The sequence below is a fragment of the Bradyrhizobium sp. USDA 4506 genome (assembly GCF_054058795.1).
In genome coordinates, this window is sequence record NZ_JBSSBM010000002.1 from 3722139 (window position 1) to 3740433 (window position 18295).

General features: G+C 64.5%; 21 protein-coding genes, 1 tRNA gene, 1 pseudogene and 2 riboswitches. Of the genes and pseudogenes, 11 read left to right on the forward strand and 12 right to left on the reverse strand.

From position 1 onward, the window contains the following. Window positions 1-183 precede the first annotated feature (183 nt). Window positions 184-594, reverse strand: coding sequence for a hypothetical protein (locus tag ACVIHF_RS19820; RefSeq protein WP_456780314.1), 411 nt, complete (start codon window positions 592-594; stop codon window positions 184-186). Between the two features lie 98 nt (window positions 595-692). On the opposite strand from ACVIHF_RS19820, the gene ACVIHF_RS19825 reads away from it, so the two are divergent. The 3 genes from ACVIHF_RS19825 (at window position 693) to ACVIHF_RS19835 (ending at window position 2568) form a co-directional block, all read left to right on the forward strand. Next, window positions 693-1322, forward strand: a complete 630-nt coding sequence (locus ACVIHF_RS19825) for a TetR/AcrR family transcriptional regulator (RefSeq protein ID WP_253608021.1) — start codon at window positions 693-695, stop codon at window positions 1320-1322. Window positions 1323-1355: 33 nt separating this feature from the next. Continuing rightward, window positions 1356-1886, forward strand: coding sequence for a bifunctional 3-hydroxydecanoyl-ACP dehydratase/trans-2-decenoyl-ACP isomerase (gene fabA / locus ACVIHF_RS19830; protein ID WP_456781899.1), 531 nt, complete (start codon window positions 1356-1358; stop codon window positions 1884-1886). Window positions 1887-2076: 190 nt separating this feature from the next. Continuing rightward, a complete protein-coding gene (locus ACVIHF_RS19835; protein ID WP_076830140.1) occupies window positions 2077-2568 on the forward strand; it encodes a hypothetical protein in 492 nt (163 codons plus the stop codon). Between the two features lie 456 nt (window positions 2569-3024). Here the strand turns inward: ACVIHF_RS19835 and ACVIHF_RS19840 are convergent, their stop codons facing one another. From ACVIHF_RS19840 to ACVIHF_RS19850, 3 genes are all read right to left on the reverse strand, one after another. Beyond that, window positions 3025-3174, reverse strand: coding sequence for a hypothetical protein (locus ACVIHF_RS19840; protein WP_253608020.1), 150 nt, complete (start codon window positions 3172-3174; stop codon window positions 3025-3027). A gap of 371 nt (window positions 3175-3545) precedes the next feature. Continuing rightward, entirely contained in the window at window positions 3546-4058 is a 513-nt protein-coding gene (locus tag ACVIHF_RS19845; protein ID WP_456780313.1) for a hypothetical protein, read from the reverse strand. A gap of 155 nt (window positions 4059-4213) precedes the next feature. Further along, window positions 4214-4528 (reverse strand): hypothetical protein, encoded by a 315-nt coding sequence (locus tag ACVIHF_RS19850; RefSeq protein WP_456780312.1) that lies wholly within the window; start codon window positions 4526-4528, stop codon window positions 4214-4216. A gap of 87 nt (window positions 4529-4615) precedes the next feature. Here ACVIHF_RS19850 and ACVIHF_RS19855 point away from each other — a divergent pair, with 87 nt between their 5' ends. Further along, on the forward strand, window positions 4616-4870 hold the full coding sequence (locus tag ACVIHF_RS19855) for a hypothetical protein (protein ID WP_456780311.1): 255 nt from the start codon (window positions 4616-4618) through the stop codon (window positions 4868-4870). Window positions 4871-4874: 4 nt separating this feature from the next. On the opposite strand, the gene ACVIHF_RS19860 is transcribed toward ACVIHF_RS19855, so the two are convergent. Then, the gene (locus tag ACVIHF_RS19860; RefSeq protein WP_028336118.1) at window positions 4875-5405 is read right to left on the reverse strand and encodes a gamma carbonic anhydrase family protein; all 531 of its coding nucleotides are present in this window, start codon (window positions 5403-5405) and stop codon (window positions 4875-4877) included. Between the two features lie 192 nt (window positions 5406-5597). Then, entirely contained in the window at window positions 5598-5927 is a 330-nt protein-coding gene (locus ACVIHF_RS19865; RefSeq protein ID WP_028336117.1) for a DUF6949 family protein, read from the reverse strand. Between the two features lie 219 nt (window positions 5928-6146). On the opposite strand from ACVIHF_RS19865, the gene ACVIHF_RS19870 reads away from it, so the two are divergent. Then, window positions 6147-6857, forward strand: a complete 711-nt coding sequence (locus ACVIHF_RS19870) for a hypothetical protein (protein WP_168856765.1) — start codon at window positions 6147-6149, stop codon at window positions 6855-6857. A 118-nt stretch (window positions 6858-6975) separates the two neighbouring features. On the opposite strand, the gene ACVIHF_RS19875 is transcribed toward ACVIHF_RS19870, so the two are convergent. After that, window positions 6976-7188: a DUF3126 family protein gene (locus ACVIHF_RS19875; protein WP_021077729.1), complete on the reverse strand. Its 213-nt coding sequence runs from the start codon at window positions 7186-7188 to the stop codon at window positions 6976-6978. Window positions 7189-7338: 150 nt separating this feature from the next. Continuing rightward, entirely contained in the window at window positions 7339-8166 is an 828-nt protein-coding gene (gene cysE / locus ACVIHF_RS19880; protein ID WP_092089661.1) for a serine O-acetyltransferase, read from the reverse strand. A 182-nt stretch (window positions 8167-8348) separates the two neighbouring features. Between cysE and ACVIHF_RS19885 the strand changes: the two are divergent. After that, window positions 8349-9740 (forward strand): annotated as a pseudogene (locus tag ACVIHF_RS19885) (hypothetical protein); the annotation flags it as partial. A gap of 3 nt (window positions 9741-9743) precedes the next feature. Here ACVIHF_RS19885 and ACVIHF_RS19890 read toward each other — a convergent pair. Together ACVIHF_RS19890 and ACVIHF_RS19895 are read right to left on the reverse strand one after the other, a co-directional pair. Beyond that, a complete protein-coding gene (locus ACVIHF_RS19890) occupies window positions 9744-10496 on the reverse strand; it encodes an alpha/beta fold hydrolase (protein WP_456780310.1) in 753 nt (250 codons plus the stop codon). 57 nt (window positions 10497-10553) lie between these two features. Further along, on the reverse strand, window positions 10554-11687 hold the full coding sequence (locus tag ACVIHF_RS19895; protein WP_456780309.1) for a hypothetical protein: 1134 nt from the start codon (window positions 11685-11687) through the stop codon (window positions 10554-10556). 234 nt (window positions 11688-11921) lie between these two features. Between ACVIHF_RS19895 and ACVIHF_RS19900 the strand changes: the two genes are divergently transcribed. Together ACVIHF_RS19900 and ACVIHF_RS19905 are read left to right on the forward strand one after the other, a co-directional pair. Continuing rightward, window positions 11922-12167, forward strand: coding sequence for a zinc-finger domain-containing protein (locus tag ACVIHF_RS19900; protein WP_018272338.1), 246 nt, complete (start codon window positions 11922-11924; stop codon window positions 12165-12167). 7 nt (window positions 12168-12174) lie between these two features. Further along, the gene (locus ACVIHF_RS19905) at window positions 12175-13377 is read left to right on the forward strand and encodes an FAD-dependent monooxygenase (protein WP_456780308.1); all 1203 of its coding nucleotides are present in this window, start codon (window positions 12175-12177) and stop codon (window positions 13375-13377) included. Window positions 13378-13416: 39 nt separating this feature from the next. Here the strand turns inward: ACVIHF_RS19905 and ACVIHF_RS19910 are convergent, their stop codons facing one another. Beyond that, complete coding sequence (locus tag ACVIHF_RS19910) at window positions 13417-13851, reverse strand: twin-arginine translocation pathway signal (protein ID WP_456780307.1); 435 nt, start codon at window positions 13849-13851, stop codon at window positions 13417-13419. Window positions 13852-14075: 224 nt separating this feature from the next. On the opposite strand from ACVIHF_RS19910, the gene ACVIHF_RS19915 reads away from it, so the two are divergent. Both ACVIHF_RS19915 and ACVIHF_RS19920 read left to right on the forward strand, forming a co-directional pair. Then, window positions 14076-14162 (forward strand) — tRNA-Leu (locus ACVIHF_RS19915). A gap of 169 nt (window positions 14163-14331) precedes the next feature. Further along, window positions 14332-14652, forward strand: coding sequence for a hypothetical protein (locus ACVIHF_RS19920; protein WP_456780306.1), 321 nt, complete (start codon window positions 14332-14334; stop codon window positions 14650-14652). Window positions 14653-14930: 278 nt separating this feature from the next. Here the strand turns inward: ACVIHF_RS19920 and ACVIHF_RS19925 are convergent, their stop codons facing one another. After that, on the reverse strand, window positions 14931-16550 hold the full coding sequence (locus tag ACVIHF_RS19925; RefSeq protein WP_456780305.1) for an ABC transporter substrate-binding protein: 1620 nt from the start codon (window positions 16548-16550) through the stop codon (window positions 14931-14933). A 265-nt stretch (window positions 16551-16815) separates the two neighbouring features. Between ACVIHF_RS19925 and ACVIHF_RS19930 the strand changes: the two genes are divergently transcribed. Then, on the forward strand, window positions 16816-17946 hold the full coding sequence (locus tag ACVIHF_RS19930; RefSeq protein WP_456780304.1) for a M20/M25/M40 family metallo-hydrolase: 1131 nt from the start codon (window positions 16816-16818) through the stop codon (window positions 17944-17946). 92 nt (window positions 17947-18038) lie between these two features. Continuing rightward, window positions 18039-18145, forward strand: a riboswitch (glycine riboswitch). Between the two features lie 3 nt (window positions 18146-18148). Next, window positions 18149-18263: riboswitch (glycine riboswitch) on the forward strand. Window positions 18264-18295 lie beyond the last annotated feature (32 nt).

Genomic DNA, 18295 nt, shown 5'->3' on the forward strand with positions numbered 1-18295 from the left:
TTTGAGCGGCGTCGACCGACGCCTAGTGTGCTGAATGCGAAGTTCGTGCGATTTCGCGGCAGCCACTTTCACGAACTTCGCATTCATAAAGCACACTAGAATCATAAGTTTGCTAGTGTCCTTATCGAATCCGAAGTTCGCTCCGAAGGTGCGGCAAATGATGCGAACTTCGGATTCGGGACACTAGAAGAACCGCTCGAGAAACGCCGCGGTCTCGTCTGAGATGCCGACGATCTTGTTGGTGGCCTGGCGATAGAATTTGAAATTCAGTTCGGTCTCGGGCCGGCCGTCGCCCCAATCCTTGAAGCGCCTGAGTTGGTCGCGCCCGAGCAGCCGCGCCGCGGATGCGGTGCGTCTGACCGTGATGCTGACGCGCGGCGTCTGCCTGATGATGCCGACCTTGCGCGGTGTCGCGTCGGCCGACGCGACGATCGCGCGGGCGATCAGGCCGTTGCCGCCCTCGTTCTCGCTCGCGAACACGAACACGATGTCATCGGCCGCGATGTGCTTGCCGCCATACATGGTCTTCTGCGCGGTGAAGGTGAACACCTTCGCCCGCGCATTTCGGATCTCGGTCTTGATCGCAAACGCCATCGCATCCTTTCACCGGCTCGCTTTGTCATCCGCGTCGGCGGCTTGACATCCTAGCATCGGAGCGATTGAATTGAATTCAATTCAGCGAAGGGCCCACGATGGACGCGGCGAGCCTCGGGACACGGGAACGATTGCTCTCGGCAGCGCAGGCCGAGCTCATCGAGGGCCATGGGCACCTCGAGATGCAGGCCGTCGCAAGGCGGGCGCAGGTCTCGGTCGGGCTCGCCTACCACCACTTCGGATCGAAGGCGGGCCTGATCGCCGCCGTGGTCGAAGGCTTCTATGAACAACTTGATGCAGCGGCGTTCGGCGGTGCCAAGCTGTCCGCCACGGACTGGGCGGACCGGGAGAAGGAGCGGATCGGCGCCTATGTCGCCTTTCACTATGACCACCCGTTTGCGCCCCTCGTGATCGGACCGCTCAGCCCCGCGCCCGAGGTGCTCGATGTCGAGACCGCCTTCACCGGCCGGCAGCTTGCAGCCGGCGCCCGCATGCTCGAGGCGGCCCAGCGCGACGGGATCGTGCCCGGCGGCATCGACCCTCACCTCACCATTGCGCTGATGATCGGCGGCATCCGCCAGGCGCTGATCGGCGCGCTCATGAGCGAAAGACGGCCTGATCCGGCAAGGCTGACCGGCGACATCTGGGCCTTCATGGCCGCCGCGCTGCGCTTGCCTGCCAAACCCCTGTCCGCGCGGCCAGGAGCCACGCGGCGCAGCCGCAGCTAAGCTTCACCCAGAACCCAAACATCGATGGCCATCTTGTTCAATCCGCACGATTTTCACGCACCGCAATCGTCCTACAGCAAGCACGATCTGCTGCGCTCGAGCGAAGGCGGCTATTTCGGCCCGGGCAATGCGCAGCTGCCGGCACCGCCGATGCTGATGATGGACCACATTACCGAGATCAGCCTGGACGGCGGCGCGTTCGGCAAGGGCCACGTCGCCGGCGAACTCGAGATTGCGCCGGACCACTGGTTCTTCGCCTGTCACTTTGCCGCCGACCCCGTGATGCCCGGATGCCTCGGCCTCGACGCCATGTGGCAGATCATCGGCTTCTGGCTCGGCTGGTCGGGCTCGCCCGGCAAGGGCCGCGCGCTCGGGGTCGGCGAGGTCAAGTTCAGGGGGCACATCACGCCGGATGTCAGGCTGGTGCGCTATGAGGTCGACATACGCCAGGCCAGGCGCGGCCGGCTGGTGCTGGGCATCGCCGACGGCCGGGTGCTCGCAGACGGCGCTTGCGTCTATCTGGCAAAGGACATGCGGGTCGGCCTGATCGCGCCCAGAGGCTGAATTCGGGGAGGTTGAGTTCGGGTCGGCCAGAGGCCGATCGTGCCTCGAGCAGGCCGGGCAGCACGGCCGAAAACTAACATATGATACAAATTTCGCTGCTGCCGCAGTGGTCTACACACCCCCCCGGTTTTGCCCGCGCCGGGGTTTGTGCTATTTCGAACCTTTCAATTGATGTCCGGTTGTTGGTCGCATGGTCGAACTTGCCCCCCGGAATTCACAAGCCAGCAGCCTGATTGGCGTGCAGCCGATTGCGATCGGCGCCGTGGCGCTGGTGCTCGTGCTGTTCGGGATCGGCTCGATCGCGCTGTGGCGCGCCTACACCGGCAACGTGCCGGAGACCGACCGCATGGTCGCCGCGCGGCAGTTGCAGGCGCGGACCGCGCAGGTCTCCGAGGCCCTGGTGGAAAAGACCAAGGGCATGGAGGCGACCCAGCAGGAATCCATCGACCAGCTGCAGGAGGTGCAGGACCAGCTGCAGACCATGCGCAAGCAGCTCGCCTTGCAGGCGGCCGATGCCAAGAGGCTCTCCGACCAGGTCGCCGCGCTGACCGAACAGGTCGAGGGTTTGCGCCAGTCGCTGGCGAGTGCGCAGGCCAACGAGCCGGCCGCCGAGCCCGCGCCCCGCAAGCGCTCGAAGGCCACCCGTAGCGCCAACCGGAAGCGCCACAGGTCGCGCGGTTGACGCCCCCGCAGACCCCGCCCACCCAGGTGACCAGCCATAAAAATGCGCCAAATCCCGAGCAAGATCATCATCTAACGGGAACTTTCGCGCTCGAGGGCTGCCGGCGGCGGCCGATCATGAGTGCCCGTTACCGTGAATTAATCCTGACTTTGTGAACTGGTTCACATATCGGCCTTCGAATCCGAGTCATCTTCGAATGACCGGATGGCGTGAGCCGATTTCAATATCCGGGGCTGGCAAGGTCGTTGACGGTATACTACGTCGACGGCCTTGTTTTTTGGGGTCCTTGAATCCCGCTCGCGACCGCCCGGCAGGAAAGCTCCGGCTCGAGATCCCGAAGGCGGCCCTCGCCGCGCGAAAGATGCAGACCGCCTGAAGAAATACGGCGTGCTCGGCTGACAACTCTGGATGCGCAGCGTCACCGCGGCCAAAGCCGCGGCGAACGGAATTGCCGCCCTATTCGGTGCGATCGCGCGAGACGCGACCACCTCGCAGTCGCAGCCGCGCAAGCTTCGGCTCGAGCTCGCGCAGCATGTAGATCAGCGCAACGGCAAGGCTCGCAACAACCACCATGAGCAGCAATGTCAGGTCCGGAATGGTCAGCATCTTTGATGTCCTCTGGGCCCGGCTTCAATCGCGGCCGGGCCATCTGTTTTCGCGGCGCGCTCACGCACGGACTTCTGCAAGGCGGTGCAAGCTGCATACCAGTGTCCCGAATCCGAAGTTCGCATCATTTGCCGCACCTTCGGAGCGAACTTCGGATTCGATAAGGACACTAGCAAACTTATGATTCTAGTGTGCTTTATGAATGCGAAGTTCGTGAAAGTGGTTGCCGCGAAATCGCACGAACTTCGCATTCAGCACACTAGTGCGCGACAGAGAACGCGGCGGCCGGGCATCGAAACGCCGGCCGCGCCGATCATTGCAAGACCATCAGCATGGCGAGCGAATGGACCGGCCATGCATGAGCGAATGGCTCAATTGCAAACCTGCACCGGCCGAACGCGCCAGCCATACGGTGTCATCACGCCGCGGCGCACGACGTAACAACCGCCGTAACCGTAGCCGTAGCCGTCGTCATAGCCGTAGCCCGCGTAGTATGGATTGCCATAGTAGCCGTCATAGTAATCGTAGGCGCCATAGCCCAGCCCGAAGCCGACCGCTGCCGCCGCGAGCGGATAGCCCCAGCCGCCGCCCCAGCCGCGCCGATAGTAGCCACCGTTCCAGCCGCCACCACGCCAGCCTCCACCGTGCCAGCCGCGGCCGGCCCAACCGCCGCCGCCGATCGCAGCCGACCGGAAGCCACCGCCTCCGCCCATCGCCCGGAATGCAGCGCCGCCGCCGTGGAAGCCGCCAAATCCGCCGCCGCGGAAGCCGCCACCACCATGAAAGCCGCCGCCACCGAAGCCACCGCGTGCCGACGCAGCATCGACGGTGAACAGACCGACCGAGGCCGTCGCCAGCAAGGCAATCATCGTTTTACGCAACATTACCCGTTACTCCTCTTTTCAAAGGCTTTGTTTTCAAGCCTCCTCCGCCGCGTCCTGCGTATGCTAGCTCAATCTAGGACCGCGGCTTCTACCGCGCGCCTATGTCGCGCTCACATCTGCGCGACCCGCGTTCATCAAAGCACGGCCGTCAGAAGTTAACAGCCGCGGCAGATGCCTTTCGTACGGCGCTCGACTTTTTCGTTCTTGTCGGCGATGGCCTTGTCGACGCTCTCGGTCGTCGTTGCCGATCCGGTGGTAACGCCTCTGCCGGTATTGGGGCCGCCGGAGGATTGCGCGGTCCCGGCGCTGTTGGTCCCGGCCGGCGGCGACGTGGCTTGCGGCGATGTCGGGCTGGCTGACGAAGGGCTGCCGGTCCCGGCGCCGCTCCCGGTACCTTGGGCGACGGTAACCGCGGGCGTCAGCACAATCGCGATTGTCGCGAGCGCGGTGGTGACAGATAATTTGCGCATGGCAATTCTCCCTTGCGGACGTCAACGAGTCCGCAAAAGGCCGGTTCCCGCAGGCGTTGGAGCAATACAGTTTGGGAGCAATGCAATTTGCGCAAGCTGATCGAGTTTGACGACGACACTTTCGACAAGCTGAAACAGCTGGGGCGCGACCGGATGGCGACCTGGCAGGAGCTCGCCGACGAAGCTTTCGCCGACCTGCTCAAGAAGCACGGCATTCCGATTGACCTGAAGGATGCACTGCGCAAGAGCGCAAGAGTTCAGGAGGCAACGAGACCGCAAGACGCAGCGAAGCCTCGCACCACGGCAGCGAACGCCGCGCGCAAGCGCGGCCGCAAGCGCTGAGGCCTCAGCCGATCTTCTTCAGTCCCGCTTTGTATTGCGGACCCCTGATCGCGTAGGACTTCGCCGGCCGCGACAACGCCTCGGCCTGCGCAGCGTCAAGCGTACGCACCACACGCGCGGGCGCACCGATGATCAGGGAATTTTCCGGAAACTCCTTGCCCTCGGTGATGACGGAGCCGGCACCGACCACGCTGCCGCGCCGGATCCGCGCGCCGTTCATCACGATCGATCCCATCCCGATCAGCACGCCGTCTTCCAGCGTGCAGCCGTGCACGATCGCATTGTGCCCGATGGTGACGTTGTTGCCGATGCTGAGGGGAAAACCGGGATCGACGTGCAGGGTGGAATTGTCCTGGACGTTGGAGCCCTCGCCGATCTCGATCCACTCATTGTCGCCGCGCAGCACGGCGCCGAACCAGACGCTCGCGGCGGACTTGAGGCGGACCTTGCCGATTACAACGGCATTGTCGGCGATGAAGTAGCTGCCGTCGGCGGGAAGATCGGGCGCCTGCCCGTCGAGTTCGTAGATCGCCATTGAGGTCTCCCTGGAGCGTTTTCGAGCGAAGTGGACACCGGTTCGCGTGAAGGAAACGCGTCGAAACGAAAATCCAGAGCTTCGGTTTCTGATTCAATCAGAACCGAAGCCCTGATCGCAGGAGACCTTGGCACGACGGCCGACATGGTTTCAAGCAAGCGCGACCGTGATCGGCCGCGGATCATGATCGGATCAGGCCAGCACGCCCGCAGCGCGCAGCGTCATCACGAAGAAGGTGCCCGACATCAGGCTCCAGAAGCCGGAGATGACGGTTGCCATCATCACGAATTCGAAGCGGCGGCGCTCGATGCGCGCCCCGCGCAGCGTGTTGCGCATGATGATGAACGGTGCGGCGAAGACGAGGAACGGGACCGCGGCGAAGGTCTTCGGCGCCGCGCCCTCCTGCAGCAGACCGAAACCGGCCGGGCGCTCCGCCATCGCCTGGTAACCGTTGGCCAGCGCGCCCGCGAGCGCGAAACCGATCAAGAGCGAGAACAGGGAATTCAAGGTATCGGGCGACATCGGAACTTCCGCTACGCAACAGGCCACCCGCCCTGCTTCGCAGAATTGGCAGCCTGCCGCCACATCATCCTTAAGGAAAGGTTAACCGGACACATTAGGCGCGGCGTTTGCGCATGGCCATTCGGTCCCGGATTCCATTGGAATCGTACGGAAATTCCCCGCTACGTGGCATATTCGGCAGATGATTCGGCCACTCCCGACCTGATCTCAGCCTCGCTCATGACGCTTCTCTCGACCGCCCAACATCTCGCCCGCGACACCCGCCGCAACCCGCGCGCGCATCTCGTTCCGATCATCGCCTCGGCGGTGATCGCGGCGGGCGCGGTCGCGCTTGTCGCCTATCTGCTGTGGCCGACCTACACGACCATCCCGCCGAGCGATCCGTCGCGGCTGCCGGTGAGCGTCGGCGGCACGCTGTTCAACGTGCCGACGATGGCGGTGCGCATGAAGATCCAGCGCCACTCCGGGCCGCAGGAGCGCGTCGATTTGAGCTTCCTCTATCCGTCGCTGGACGCGCCCGCCGCTCCGAAGCACTACAGCGCCGATACGGTCGATGACAAGGTGCAGCCGATCGACAGGATCTTCGTATCGATCGCGGCGCACCACGATTCACTCGCGCCGGACATGCGCCTGCGCACGATCTATCCGCGCTATCTCGACGAGCGCGCAAACATTGATGACGGCCTGACGGCGCGCGCGTTCCGCGACGGCACGCCCTATGGCGGCGAGGACCTGTTCACCGCGAGCGAGCCGCAGCTGACCGCGCGCTGCACGCGCGACACCTCGACGCCCGGCATGTGCCTGAGTGAGCGGCGCATCGACGGCGCCGACCTGATCTTTCGCTTTCCGCGCAGCTGGCTCGCGCAGTGGCGCGACATCGCCACCGCGATGAACCGTCTCTCCGCGCAGATGCACAGCGCGAAGGGATGACACAGTCATTGCAAGCGGAGCGACGTGTCCGCGAAGGACGGTCGCTCCAGCGCAAAATCGCTCTGCAATTTTGTCGCGAGTTCGTCGTAACGACGTGTGAAGGCGAGGCTGTTCCGCCTTACTCGGCCAGATCCTCTTCCAGGATCGCCATCTGGAACTGGAACGAGCGATCATCGTCCTCGTCGTCGACGAACAACACGCCGATGAACTCCTCGCCGATATAGACCTCGGCCGAGTCGTCCTTCTTGGGCCGCGGCACCACGCGGATCTTGGGATTGCTGAACACGCGTTTGAGATACGCGTCGAGCTTCCTGACTTCCTGAACGTCCACGGCCGTCTCCAATCGGGTCGATGATTTTCGGGGGAGTTTTAGGACGAGACGGCAAAGATCGCCAGAGCCTTTTCAGGCTTTGGCGACGTGATGTTGCGCACACGACTCTTGCTTGGGCGCTTTTTCGCCGCGATCAGAAAGCGAGTGAAATCAAAGCCCGATCGCGCTGAGCATCTGGTCCATGGTACGCGACGGCTCGGCACAGCCGGCCTCGCCGACGATTTTCGCCGGCACGCCCGCGACCGTGACGTTGTGCGGCACCGGCTTGACCACGACCGAGCCGGCCGCGATGCGCGCGCAATGACCGATCTCGATATTGCCGAGGATCTTGGCGCCGGCGCCGATCAGCACGCCGTGGCGGATCTTCGGATGGCGATCCTCGTTCTCCTTGCCGGTGCCGCCGAGCGTGACGCCATGCAGGATCGAGACATCGTCCTCGATGACCGCCGTCTCGCCGCAGACGAAACCGGTGGCATGATCGAGGAAGATGCCGCGGCCGATCCTGGCGGCCGGGTTGATGTCGGTCTGGAACACGGCCGAGGAGCGGCTCTGCAGGTAGAAGGCAAAATCCTTGCGGCCCTTCTGATAGAGCCAGTGCGCGAGACGGTGGGTCTGCAGCGCGTGAAAGCCCTTGAAGTAGAGCAAGGGATCGATGAAGCGCGAGGTCGCCGGATCGCGGTCATAGACGGCGACGAGATCGGCGCGGAACGCGTTGCCGATATCGGGCTCATCGCGCAGTGCCTCGCCATAGGTCTGGCGGATCAAGTCGCCCGACAGCGCGGCGTGATCGAGCCGCTCGGCAATGCGATGGACCACCGAATCTTCCAGCCGCTCATGATGCAGCACGGTCGCATAGATGAAGGATGCGAGTTCCGGCTCCCGCCGCAGGATGTCCTCCGCCTCCCCGCGGATTCGATCCCAGATCGGATCGAGCGCCGCAAGCTTGCCTCCCTGCGGATTGACCTGATGAACTGCCATAGCTGCTCTCGCAATTCGGTTGTTCTGATGTGCGTTATAGCACGATGGACCCAGCGCGTCCCGGGATGGCTCAGTACGGTAAACCCCAGCCGAACACCCCCGGGCCGGCGTCTAGGGGAATTGGTCGGGATTTTGCCGAAATCAAGCCGTGCTTCTGCAACTATTGGCGGATTTCGTCCCCCGTGTGGTTTTGGGCATGGTCGGCCCCAATAAAAGGGGGAAACATCATCAATACCCGGAGTTTAGGTGCCCGCCTGACCGATGCACGGTCGGTCTGGATCGCGACCATTGCCATCCCCCTCCTGCTGCTCGCCCCTGCCTTCTGGAACGGCTATCCGCTGCTCCAATGGGATACCGGCGGCTATCTGGCGCGCTGGTATGAGGGCTACCTGGTGCCGAGCCGGTCCACGGTATTCGGCATCTACCTCCATGTCGGCGAGACATCGGATTTCTGGCTCAACCTCGGCATCCAGACCCTGGCGACGCTGTGGATCCTGCAGCTGACGCTGCGCGTGCTCGGCCTCGCCCGGCCGGTCCGGCTGATCGCGATCAGCCTCGCGCTGATCGCAACCACCGCTTTGCCCTGGCTGGCCAGCATGCTGCTGACCGACATCTTCGCCGGCCTTTCGGTGCTCGCGCTCTTCATCCTCGTCCTGCACGGCGAACGGATCTCGACGCTGGAGAAGGCGGTGCTGTTCGGGTTCATCGCGTTCTCGGCCGCCACGCACAGCGCGACGCTGGCGGTGCTGCTCGGCCTGTGCTGCGTCGGCTGGATGCTGCGTCCGTGGCTCGGCCGCCGCATTCCGGTCGCGGGCCTGGTACAAGGCAGCCTGACCACCGTCGCCGGCGCGGCGATGCTGCTGGCGGCGAACTTTGCGCTGTCCGGACAGCTGGCCTGGACGCCCGGCGGCTATGGCGTCGCCTTCGGCCGCATGCTGCAGGATGGCATCGTCGCGCAATACCTGCACGATCATTGCGCGACGGAGAAGCTGAAGCTCTGCCCCTATCGCAACGAGTTGCCGCCGACCGCGGACGACTTCCTGTGGGGCCACAGCATGTTCAACACGCTCGGCCGCTTCAAGGGACTGAATGACGAGATGGGCACCATCGTGCTGCGCTCGCTGGCCGAATATCCGGAATGGCAGGCAAAGGCGGCGCTGACGGCAACCGCCGACCAGCTCATGCACGTCGCGACCGGTGAAGGCACCAATGGCTGGATCCCGCATACCTACGGCATCATCGAGCGCTACATTCCCAAACAGGTCCGGCCGATGCGCGCGGCGCGGCAGCAACGCTGGCATCTCGACTTCACCGCGATCAACCGCATCCACGTGCCGGTCGCGCTGGGCTCGATGCTCCTGGTCGTCATCCTGTTCGGCCGCGGACTGTGGCAGCGGCGGCTCGACGATCTGACGTTGCTGGCGGGCACGGTCACGCTCGCCTTGCTCGGCAATGCCTTTGTCTGCGGCGTGATCTCGGGACCGCACGACCGCTACGGCGCGCGCATGGTGTGGGTCGCGACCTTCGTGGTGCTGATCGCGGCCGCGCGCGCCTTCGCCAGGGATGAAGCCGACGATCTATTTTCGCCGCGACAGGAAGTCGGTGACCCCGGTCTTGTAGACCTTGTCGCCGACCGCCCGCATGTGATCGCGGTTCGGAATGTCGAGCACCTCCGAACCCGGAATGATCCGGCCGAGCGCTGACGCCGAGCCCGCTATCTCGTCCTTGCTGCCGACCGCGATCAAAACCGGCACGCGGATGCCGGCCGCCTCCTCGCGCGTCATCAGGCGGCGCGAGCCGCGCAGGCAGGCGGCGAGCGCGCGGCGGTCGGAGCGGGTCTGATCGGCAAAGGCGCGGAAGGTACGGCCGACCGGGTCGGTGACATCGTCGAGCGACGGCGCCTCCAGCGCCAGCGCGACCGCCTCGCCGGGGCCGCCGCCCTCGATCAGTCCGATGCCGATCCCGCCAAGGATCGCCGAGCGCACCCGATCGGGATTCTCTCGCGCCAGGATCGCGGTCATCCGCGAGCCCAGCGAATAGCCCATGATGTCGGCGCGCGCGGTTCCGAGATGGTCCATCAGCGCGATCACGTCGCCGGCCATGGTCGCGATCTCGTACTGCGCGGCATCGTAGAGCTTGGCGGATTCGCCGTGGCCGCGATTGTCGAGCGCGATCACCCGACGGCCGGCCTTGACGAGATCGGACACCCAGGTCGGGTAGATCCAGTTGACGTTCTTGCTCGAGGCAAAGCCGTGCACCAGCACGATCGGTTCGCCCGCGCCTTCGTCGATAAAGGCAATTTCAACATCGCCGTGATGGAAACTCGGCATCATCCATTCCGTTTGTTCTTGGGATTTGCGATTGGCGATCGACAGGCGACCGCAAGCCTAACCCTGGGCGGGCATACTCGCCAAGGTAGCCTGAGCGGCCATCTGCCGCTTCAGGCGCAGCACCTTGCTTCGTCTGAGCCACCAGGCGGTGGCCCGTTCGGTGGTGGCCTTGATCGACGACAGGAAGCCGAACAGCGCCAGCAGCGCGCCGAACAGCCACATGGTGAGATTGAATGCGCCGGCCGCCAGCAGCAGCGCGCCGCGGCCGAGCAGCTTCAGGATCGCGCGGGTCTGGCCGCCCTTGACCTCGGCGATCCGCGCCGCCCGCGCGATCTCCCTCGGATTCTCGGCGACCTTCAGCGTATCCCGCGCAGCGCGAACCCCGGCCGCCTCGCCGATGCGCCCGACGTCCTTGGCGACGCGCACCAGCGCGCCGGCCTTCTCGGCGCGGAAGGCCGCGCGGATCGCGGTTGCGGTTTCCATCGGCCGCAGCACCGAGCCGGATACGACCGCCTCGCGCAGCGCCGGCTGATTGACGACCTCGCGGGTCGAGCGTCCGGCCCATTCGATCATCCCCTCGCTCAGCCGTCCGGCCTTGCGCGTATCCTTGACCAGCGTCAGCCCGGCGCGCAGCGGCCCGGCGCCGCCGACCGACACATAGGTGGCCGCGGTCACCGCGAGCCCGGCGGCCGCGAGGCCGAGCACCAGCTGGTCGGTGTCCTCGCCCATCACGAGGTGCTTGCCCTCGCGCACGACATCCCTGACATCGCCGAATACGAACAGGTCGCCGGCGACCGTGCCGGACAGGCTTGCGACATCGTCGGCATTGCCGGTCACCAAGCCCGTGGCGAAGCCCTTGGCGAAATGCATGCTGGATGATTGCTCGGCGCGCGCGTCATCGACGCGCTTGGTGAGGTCATCACTGAGCGCGATGTTCTTCTCGCCGGCGAGTTCGACAAAGCTGGCCGCAAGGTCGGCATCGCCGGAGGCCAGCGCCGCCTCGATATTGTCCGAGATCAACGCCGGGTTGTTGCGCAGCACGGAATTGAGCCTGATGTCGGCGAGCGCAGCGGGATCGTCCCGCGCCGCCAGCACGGTGCCGGCGTCACGGGCGTGCGGCCAAATAGCCGCGCCCACGGCAGCACTTGCTGCCACGCCGACCACCGCCAAGCTGACGCGCACCCGATTCATCCCGATAAAACCTCTAGTTTTATTCGCCTTGGAGATAGTGTGCCGTTTTTGCGACACAACGGCTCCGACCAAAGGAGGGCTTCTCTGGGACGACAAGATTGTGTCGAATTTGCATGAGCAAATGAGCCATCGGGGCTCTAGGAATCAACTGTTCCCGCCAGTATGGTGCGCGGCATTTCGCGATGCCGCATGCTGTTGATTGCGTCTGCCCATCGTTGCCATCAAGGTGAGAATATGTCCGACCACGTCGTCCCGCACTTCCATAACGATGCCGGTGTCTCGGTGATCGAAATCGGATCGCAGGAGTTCATGTGCGTCGGCGCCAACCCGCCGTTCGACCATCCGCACGTGTTCCTCGACCTCGGCAATGACAACGAGATTATCTGCCCGTACTGCTCGACGCTTTATCGCTTCGCATCCGACCTCGCGGCCGGCGAAGCGCGGCCGCCGGAATGCGTGCTGAAAGACAAGGTCGCCTGACCGCTCCGTGGCGCTGACGCGAACCGTCATCGTTGCAGGCGCCGGGATCGGAGGACTGACGGCGTCGCTGACACTGGCGGCACAGGGCTTTCGCGTCGTCGTGCTGGAGAAGGCCGAACGGCTCGAGGAAGCCGGCGCCGGCATCCAGCTCTCTCCCAATGCCAGCCGCATCCTGGTCGAGCTCGGGCTCAAGGAACCGCTTGCGCGGCGCGCGGTCACGCCTGAATCCGTCAACATCCTGAGCGCGCGGGCCGGTGGCGAGATCGCACGGATGCCGCTTGGCCAGGCCGCCGAGTTCCGCGCCGGCGCACCCTATTGGGTAATCCACCGCGCCGACTTGCAGGCCGCGCTGCAGGCCGCCGCGAGCGACCATCCCGATATCGATCTGCGGCTCGGCTGCCAGTTCGAGGATGTGACCAAGCATGCGCGAGGCCTCACCGTCGTCCAACGCCGCGGCAATTCACGGCAGGAGGAATTGGCCGTCGCGCTGATCGGCGCCGACGGCATCTGGTCGTCGGTGCGCGGGCATTTGTTTCCGGATGTGCAGCCGCAATTCTCCGGCCTGATCGCCTGGCGCGGCACGCTGGACGCCACCGCCCTGCCGCGTGAATACACCGCACCGCGCGTGCAGCTCTGGATGGGACCGGACGCGCATCTCGTCGCCTATCCCATCTCGGCCGGACGCCAGATCAACGTGGTCGCGATCGTATCGGGCACCTGGAACCGGCCGGGCTGGAGCGAGCCCGGCGACATCGACGAGATCAAGGCTGCATTCGCCACCGCGCGCTGGCCCACTACAGCGCGGATGCTGATCGGCGCGGTCGACGGCTGGCGCAAATGGGCGCTGTTCACCCTGCCCGACATCGGCCGCTGGAGCGAAGGCGCGGTGACGCTGCTCGGCGATGCCGCGCATGCGATGCTGCCGTTTGCCGCCCAAGGCGCCGGCATGGCGATCGAGGATGCGGCCGTGCTCGCCAAGGCCTTGAGCGACAGCACCGGGGAAAACACCGCGGGCATTCCCGCCGCGTTGAAGCGCTACGCACGGGTGCGGCGCGGGCGCGTGCTGAAAGTGCAGCGCCTGGCGCGACAGCAGGGCCGCATCTATCATTTGCGTGGGCCCGCGGCGATCGCGCGCGATCTGGCGATCCGCGCCATCGGTCCGGAGCGCATGCTGGCGCGGCAGGACTGGATTTACGACTGGCGCGCCTGAGCTCGGCCAATCACGACCGACCCGTCTGGAAACGCCGGCTTAGTGGACGAGGCCCCGTGGCGCGCGCGGGCCCTTCGCCGCCGGCGTGGGGGTAGCGGGGGCAGCGGCCGCAGGCGTGTCCGGCGGGCTTTCATGGCACTTGCCCTTGCGCCAGGCCTCATCCGCCAGCTTCTGCTGGGAGTGGATCGAGATCAGCTCGTTGCGATAGACCATCTCGGAGACGACAGTACCGCCGACGCCGGTCTCCGCCTTGGCCATCAATTTTTCCTGATCCGCCGCGCGGGTCTTGAGATTGCTGCGCTCGTTCTCGAGCTGCTTGCAATCATAAAGCTCGTACTTGGCGGGATCGGCGAATGCCGACGGCACGGTGTCGCCGATCTGCGCGCAGCCGGAAACGCCCGCGGCCGAGGCGAACAGCGCGATGACGGCCGCCGCGCGCGACAGCTTCAGGCGGCGTGGGAAACGAACGGACATTCAGCTTTCTTAACCGGACAGTGTTGAGATTGCCTAAAGCAGCCACCGGTGTCCGGATTGAGGCTCAATCGCGGCGGCGCGCTGCTTATCCCAATGCCCGGCCGCCGAGGCAAATGGAATTGCGGGCCGCCGCTTAAGCCTTTGAAAGCTCACCTGTTAGCACCGGATAATGACAATTCCACTCGGCGCCCAAACGCGCTAGAAATCGGCGCGCCTGGCGCAACGCGGACGTGGCGGAACTGGTAGACGCAAGGGACTTAAAATCCCTCGATGGCAACGTCGTGTGGGTTCGAGTCCCACCGCCCGCACCAACCTTCGCATGCCACGCGCACCCGAGCGGGCCAGCGTCGTGTTTTCCGGCTGTGGCGCAGTTCACACGCCGCGGTCGCTGTCTGTCGTAGTCTTGCCCGCATTGGAAATTCCGGCCGCGCATTTTCGCGGCTGTTGCATTTCGAAATCAATTTTTGTCGGAGATCGGCGATGGAGATTGCGAAGCGCAATCGGATTGCAAACTGCAATCGGATTACCAGCGAAACGGCGCGCGATCATGGTGCCTTTACTCTCGAACACTGCGACGATGCAGCTCATTGCAGCAACGGGCTCGATGCCCAGAATTTCCGCGACGCTGCGCCCGACGACCGCGCGATCTACCGGCGATGGATCCGCGGCGCGATCATGGTGTACGGACTGCTCGCGTTTGCCGCTGGAGCGGTGGTCTGGATGAGCGGAACCGGCATCGGACAGACACAGCTCACGAGCTTGTCGAGCCCGAGCAGCATGAGACCAGACCACGGCGATTAGCGGTCGCCGGTTCGGAACCCGCACCCTGCGTATTCGTTGTCATGCCGCAATTGGAGCATGACGATGCCGAACGACGATCCATCCGCGCAGCGCGCAACCGACCAACCCGATCAGCGCAAGGAGCGCCCCTCCCCGCCGCAGCACGCACCACAAGGCGGACCACCGCTCAGCGACGGACTGGAGCAGCTCCGCGACAGCCACACCTGACACGCGACAGCGCGAAAAAGAAAAATGGCCGGGACAAGTCCCGGCCATTTGTTTTGCGTCAAGCCGCAAGCTTACTCGGACTTGTCGATATTCCAGAAGATCGGCGTTGCCGGGCCGTCGAGCACACCGGTCAGCGACTTCCGCCATGCGCTCGGAATGGTGTACTGGCCGAGCGGAACGTAGATCACCTGATCGTAGGCCTCGGTCTGGATTTCCGCGGCGATCTTCTTCTTTTCCTCAGCCGAGCCGGCGCGCGCGAACTTGTCACGCAGCTCCTCGATCTTCGGGTCTTCGGCCCAGCCGAACCAGCCGCCATTCTTGCCGCGACCGGTGATCGACGCGTTGACGATCGGATCGGAGACGTCGGCCGCGACCCAGTTGGTGAAGAACATGTTCCAGCCGCCTTCCTTCGGCGGCTTCTGGCTGGCGCGGCGGGTCACCACGGTCTGCCAGTCGGTGGCCTGCAGGTCGACCTTGAAGCCGGCCTCGCGCAACTGCTGCGCAGCCACGACCGGCTGCGCCTTCAGCGTCGTGACGTCGCCCGGCGCCATAATCACCACGGGGGTGCCGTCATAGCCGGATGCGGCAAGCGCCTTCTTGGCTTCCGCCAGGCCGTTGCCCTTCACCAGCGTTTCGGCCCCGACGTCGGTCTCGAGCGGCGTGCCGCAGACGAAGAAGGCGCCGCAGACCCTCTGGTACTTGGCGTTGCCGACCAGCGCGTCGAGCACGTCCTTCTGGTTCATCGCCAGGAACGCAGCCCGGCGCACCTTCGGATTGTCGAACGGCGGATAGAGAAAGTTCATGCGTCCGAGGGTCTGGAAGCCGAACTTGTTGAGGACGTCGATCTTGAGATCCGGATTGGCTTCGAGCACCGGCAGCATGTCGAACGGAAGGTTCTCCATGAAATCGATGTCGCCGGATTGCAACGCGTTCACCGCGGTCTGCGCATCGGCCATCGTGACCCACTCGACGCGGTCGACCTTGACGACCTTGCCGCCCGCGGTCCAGCTCGCCGGCTCCTTGCGCGGCACGTAGTCCTTGTTCTTCTCATAGACCGCCTTCACGCCCGGCTGGAATTCCGCCTGCACGAATTTGAACGGTCCGGAGCCGATCTGTTCCGGGATCGGCTTGTCCGGCGGCGTCTCGGCCAGACGCTTCGGCATCATGAACGGCACGCGCGATGACGGCTTGCCGATCGATTCCAGCACGAGGCCGTAGGGTTCCTTCAGCTTCAGCGTGATGGTCTTGGCGTCGGTCGCCTCCAGGCTCGCGACGAAGTCCATCAGCTTCTGGCCCATGCCGTCGACCTTGCCCCAACGCTGCAGCGAGGCGACGCAGTCTTCCGCGGTGACCGGCGCGCCGTCGTGCCACTTCAGACCGTCGCGCAGCGTGAACGTGTAGGTCAGCTTGTCGTCGGAAACCTTCCAGTCCGCCATCTGCGGCTGGATCTTGAAATTGGAATCCGTCGCCAGCAGCGTATCATAGATCATGTAGCCATGATCGCGGGTGATGTAGGCCGTGGTCATGATCGGATCGATGACGCGCAGATCCGAGTGCATCACCGCGGTGATGGTCTTGCCCGCGGCCATCGCCTGCGGCGCGAATGACAATTCCTGCGGCGCGAACGACAGCGCGAGCGCCGTCAACGCGGCCGCTAGCGTGCGGTGTTTCCAACGCGAGATAGGGAACATGCAATCTCTCCTGACGTGTAACTGGTCAAAGCCGGCTTATTCGTTATGCATGTGGTTCGTTATTTAGGCGAACTAACATGCTGTATGGCTTGTGAAATCGAGACTTGCACCAAGCGCCAAGCGCGTCAATCGGTTTCAGGTCGCATCGGACGTACACAAACGAATGAGGCCGCGCGCCAGATTTTGGCTTTACAAAATCGTCGGCTGAGATTTTCGTAACGCGCGCGCGATGCCGGCGCCGTCAGAACAACAAGAGAGAACAACGATGAACCCCGCCAATCTCCCCTTTGATTCCGAAACGATGCTGCAGGGCCTGCGCAGCTGGGTGGAATGCGAAAGCCCGACCTGGGACGCCGCCGCGGTCGAACGCATGCTCGATCTCGCCGCCCGCGAGATGGCGATCATGGGTGCGACGATCGAGCGCATCGCCGGACGCCAGGGCTTCGCGGGCTGCGTCCGCGCCCGTTTTCCCCATCCGAAACAAGGCCAGCCCGGCATCCTGATCGCCGGCCATCTGGACACCGTTCACCCCGTCGGCACCATCGAGAACCTGAAGTGGCGGCGCGAAGGCAACAAGTGCTTCGGGCCGGGCATCTTCGACATGAAGGGCGGCAACTACCTGTCGATCGAGGCGATCAGGCAATTGGCGCGCGCCTCTTTCACGACTCCGCTGCCGATCACCGTGCTGTTCACCCCCGACGAAGAGGTCGGCACGCCGTCGACGCGCGACATCATCGAGGCGGAAGCCGCGCGCAACAAATATGTGCTGGTGCCGGAGCCCGGCCGTCCAAACAACGGCGTCGTCACCGGCCGCTATGCGATCGCGCGCTTCAACCTGGAAGCCACCGGCAAGCCCAGCCATGCCGGCGCAACGCTGTCTTCCGGCCGCTCCGCGATCCGCGAGATGGCGCGGCAGATCATCGCCATCGACGGCATGACCACCGAGGACTGCACCTTCTCGGTCGGCATCGTGCATGGCGGCCAGTGGGTCAATTGCGTCGCAACGACCTGCACCGGCGAAGCGCTCAGCATGGCCAAGCGCCAGGCCGATCTCGACCGTGGCGTCGAGCGCATGCTGGCACTGTCGGGCACCGCCAACGACGTGACCTTCAAGGTGACGCGCGGCGTCACCCGCCCGGTGTGGGAGCCCGATGCGGGCACCATGGCGCTCTATGAAAAGGCAAAAGGCCTTGCTGCAGCGATGGGTCTCGATCTGCCGCACGGCAGCGCCGGCGGCGGCTCGGACGGCAACTTCACCGGCGCGATGGGCATCCCCACGCTCGACGGCCTCGGCGTTCGCGGCGCCGATGCACATACGCTCAACGAGCACATCGAGGTCGACAGCCTCGCCGAACGCGGCCGCCTGATGGCGGCACTGCTGGCGACGCTGGACTGACATCGATTTGCACTGCACAACACGTTGGCACTGCCGGATCGAAATTTAGCCTTGTCCATTTTTAAGGCTTCGCCTACGGTCCGGCCGTCCAACGCGACGATGCGGGAGAGATCGAAGCGACAACGTTCGTGTTGTTGCCTTCGGCGCCGACGGAGCAACCGCCCCGGAAACTCTCAGGCAAAAGGACTGTATCGTCAGGACGATCTGGAGAGAGACGAACATGGCCGCACATCAAGGGCCATGACGTCCACCGAAGGGGATAGTTCGCTTCTGGCCCCGGCCCGATGCGGATCAAGCTCTCAGGTACCGTGACAGATGGGGCGCCGAATGCCGGTTTGACCGGTGGTTC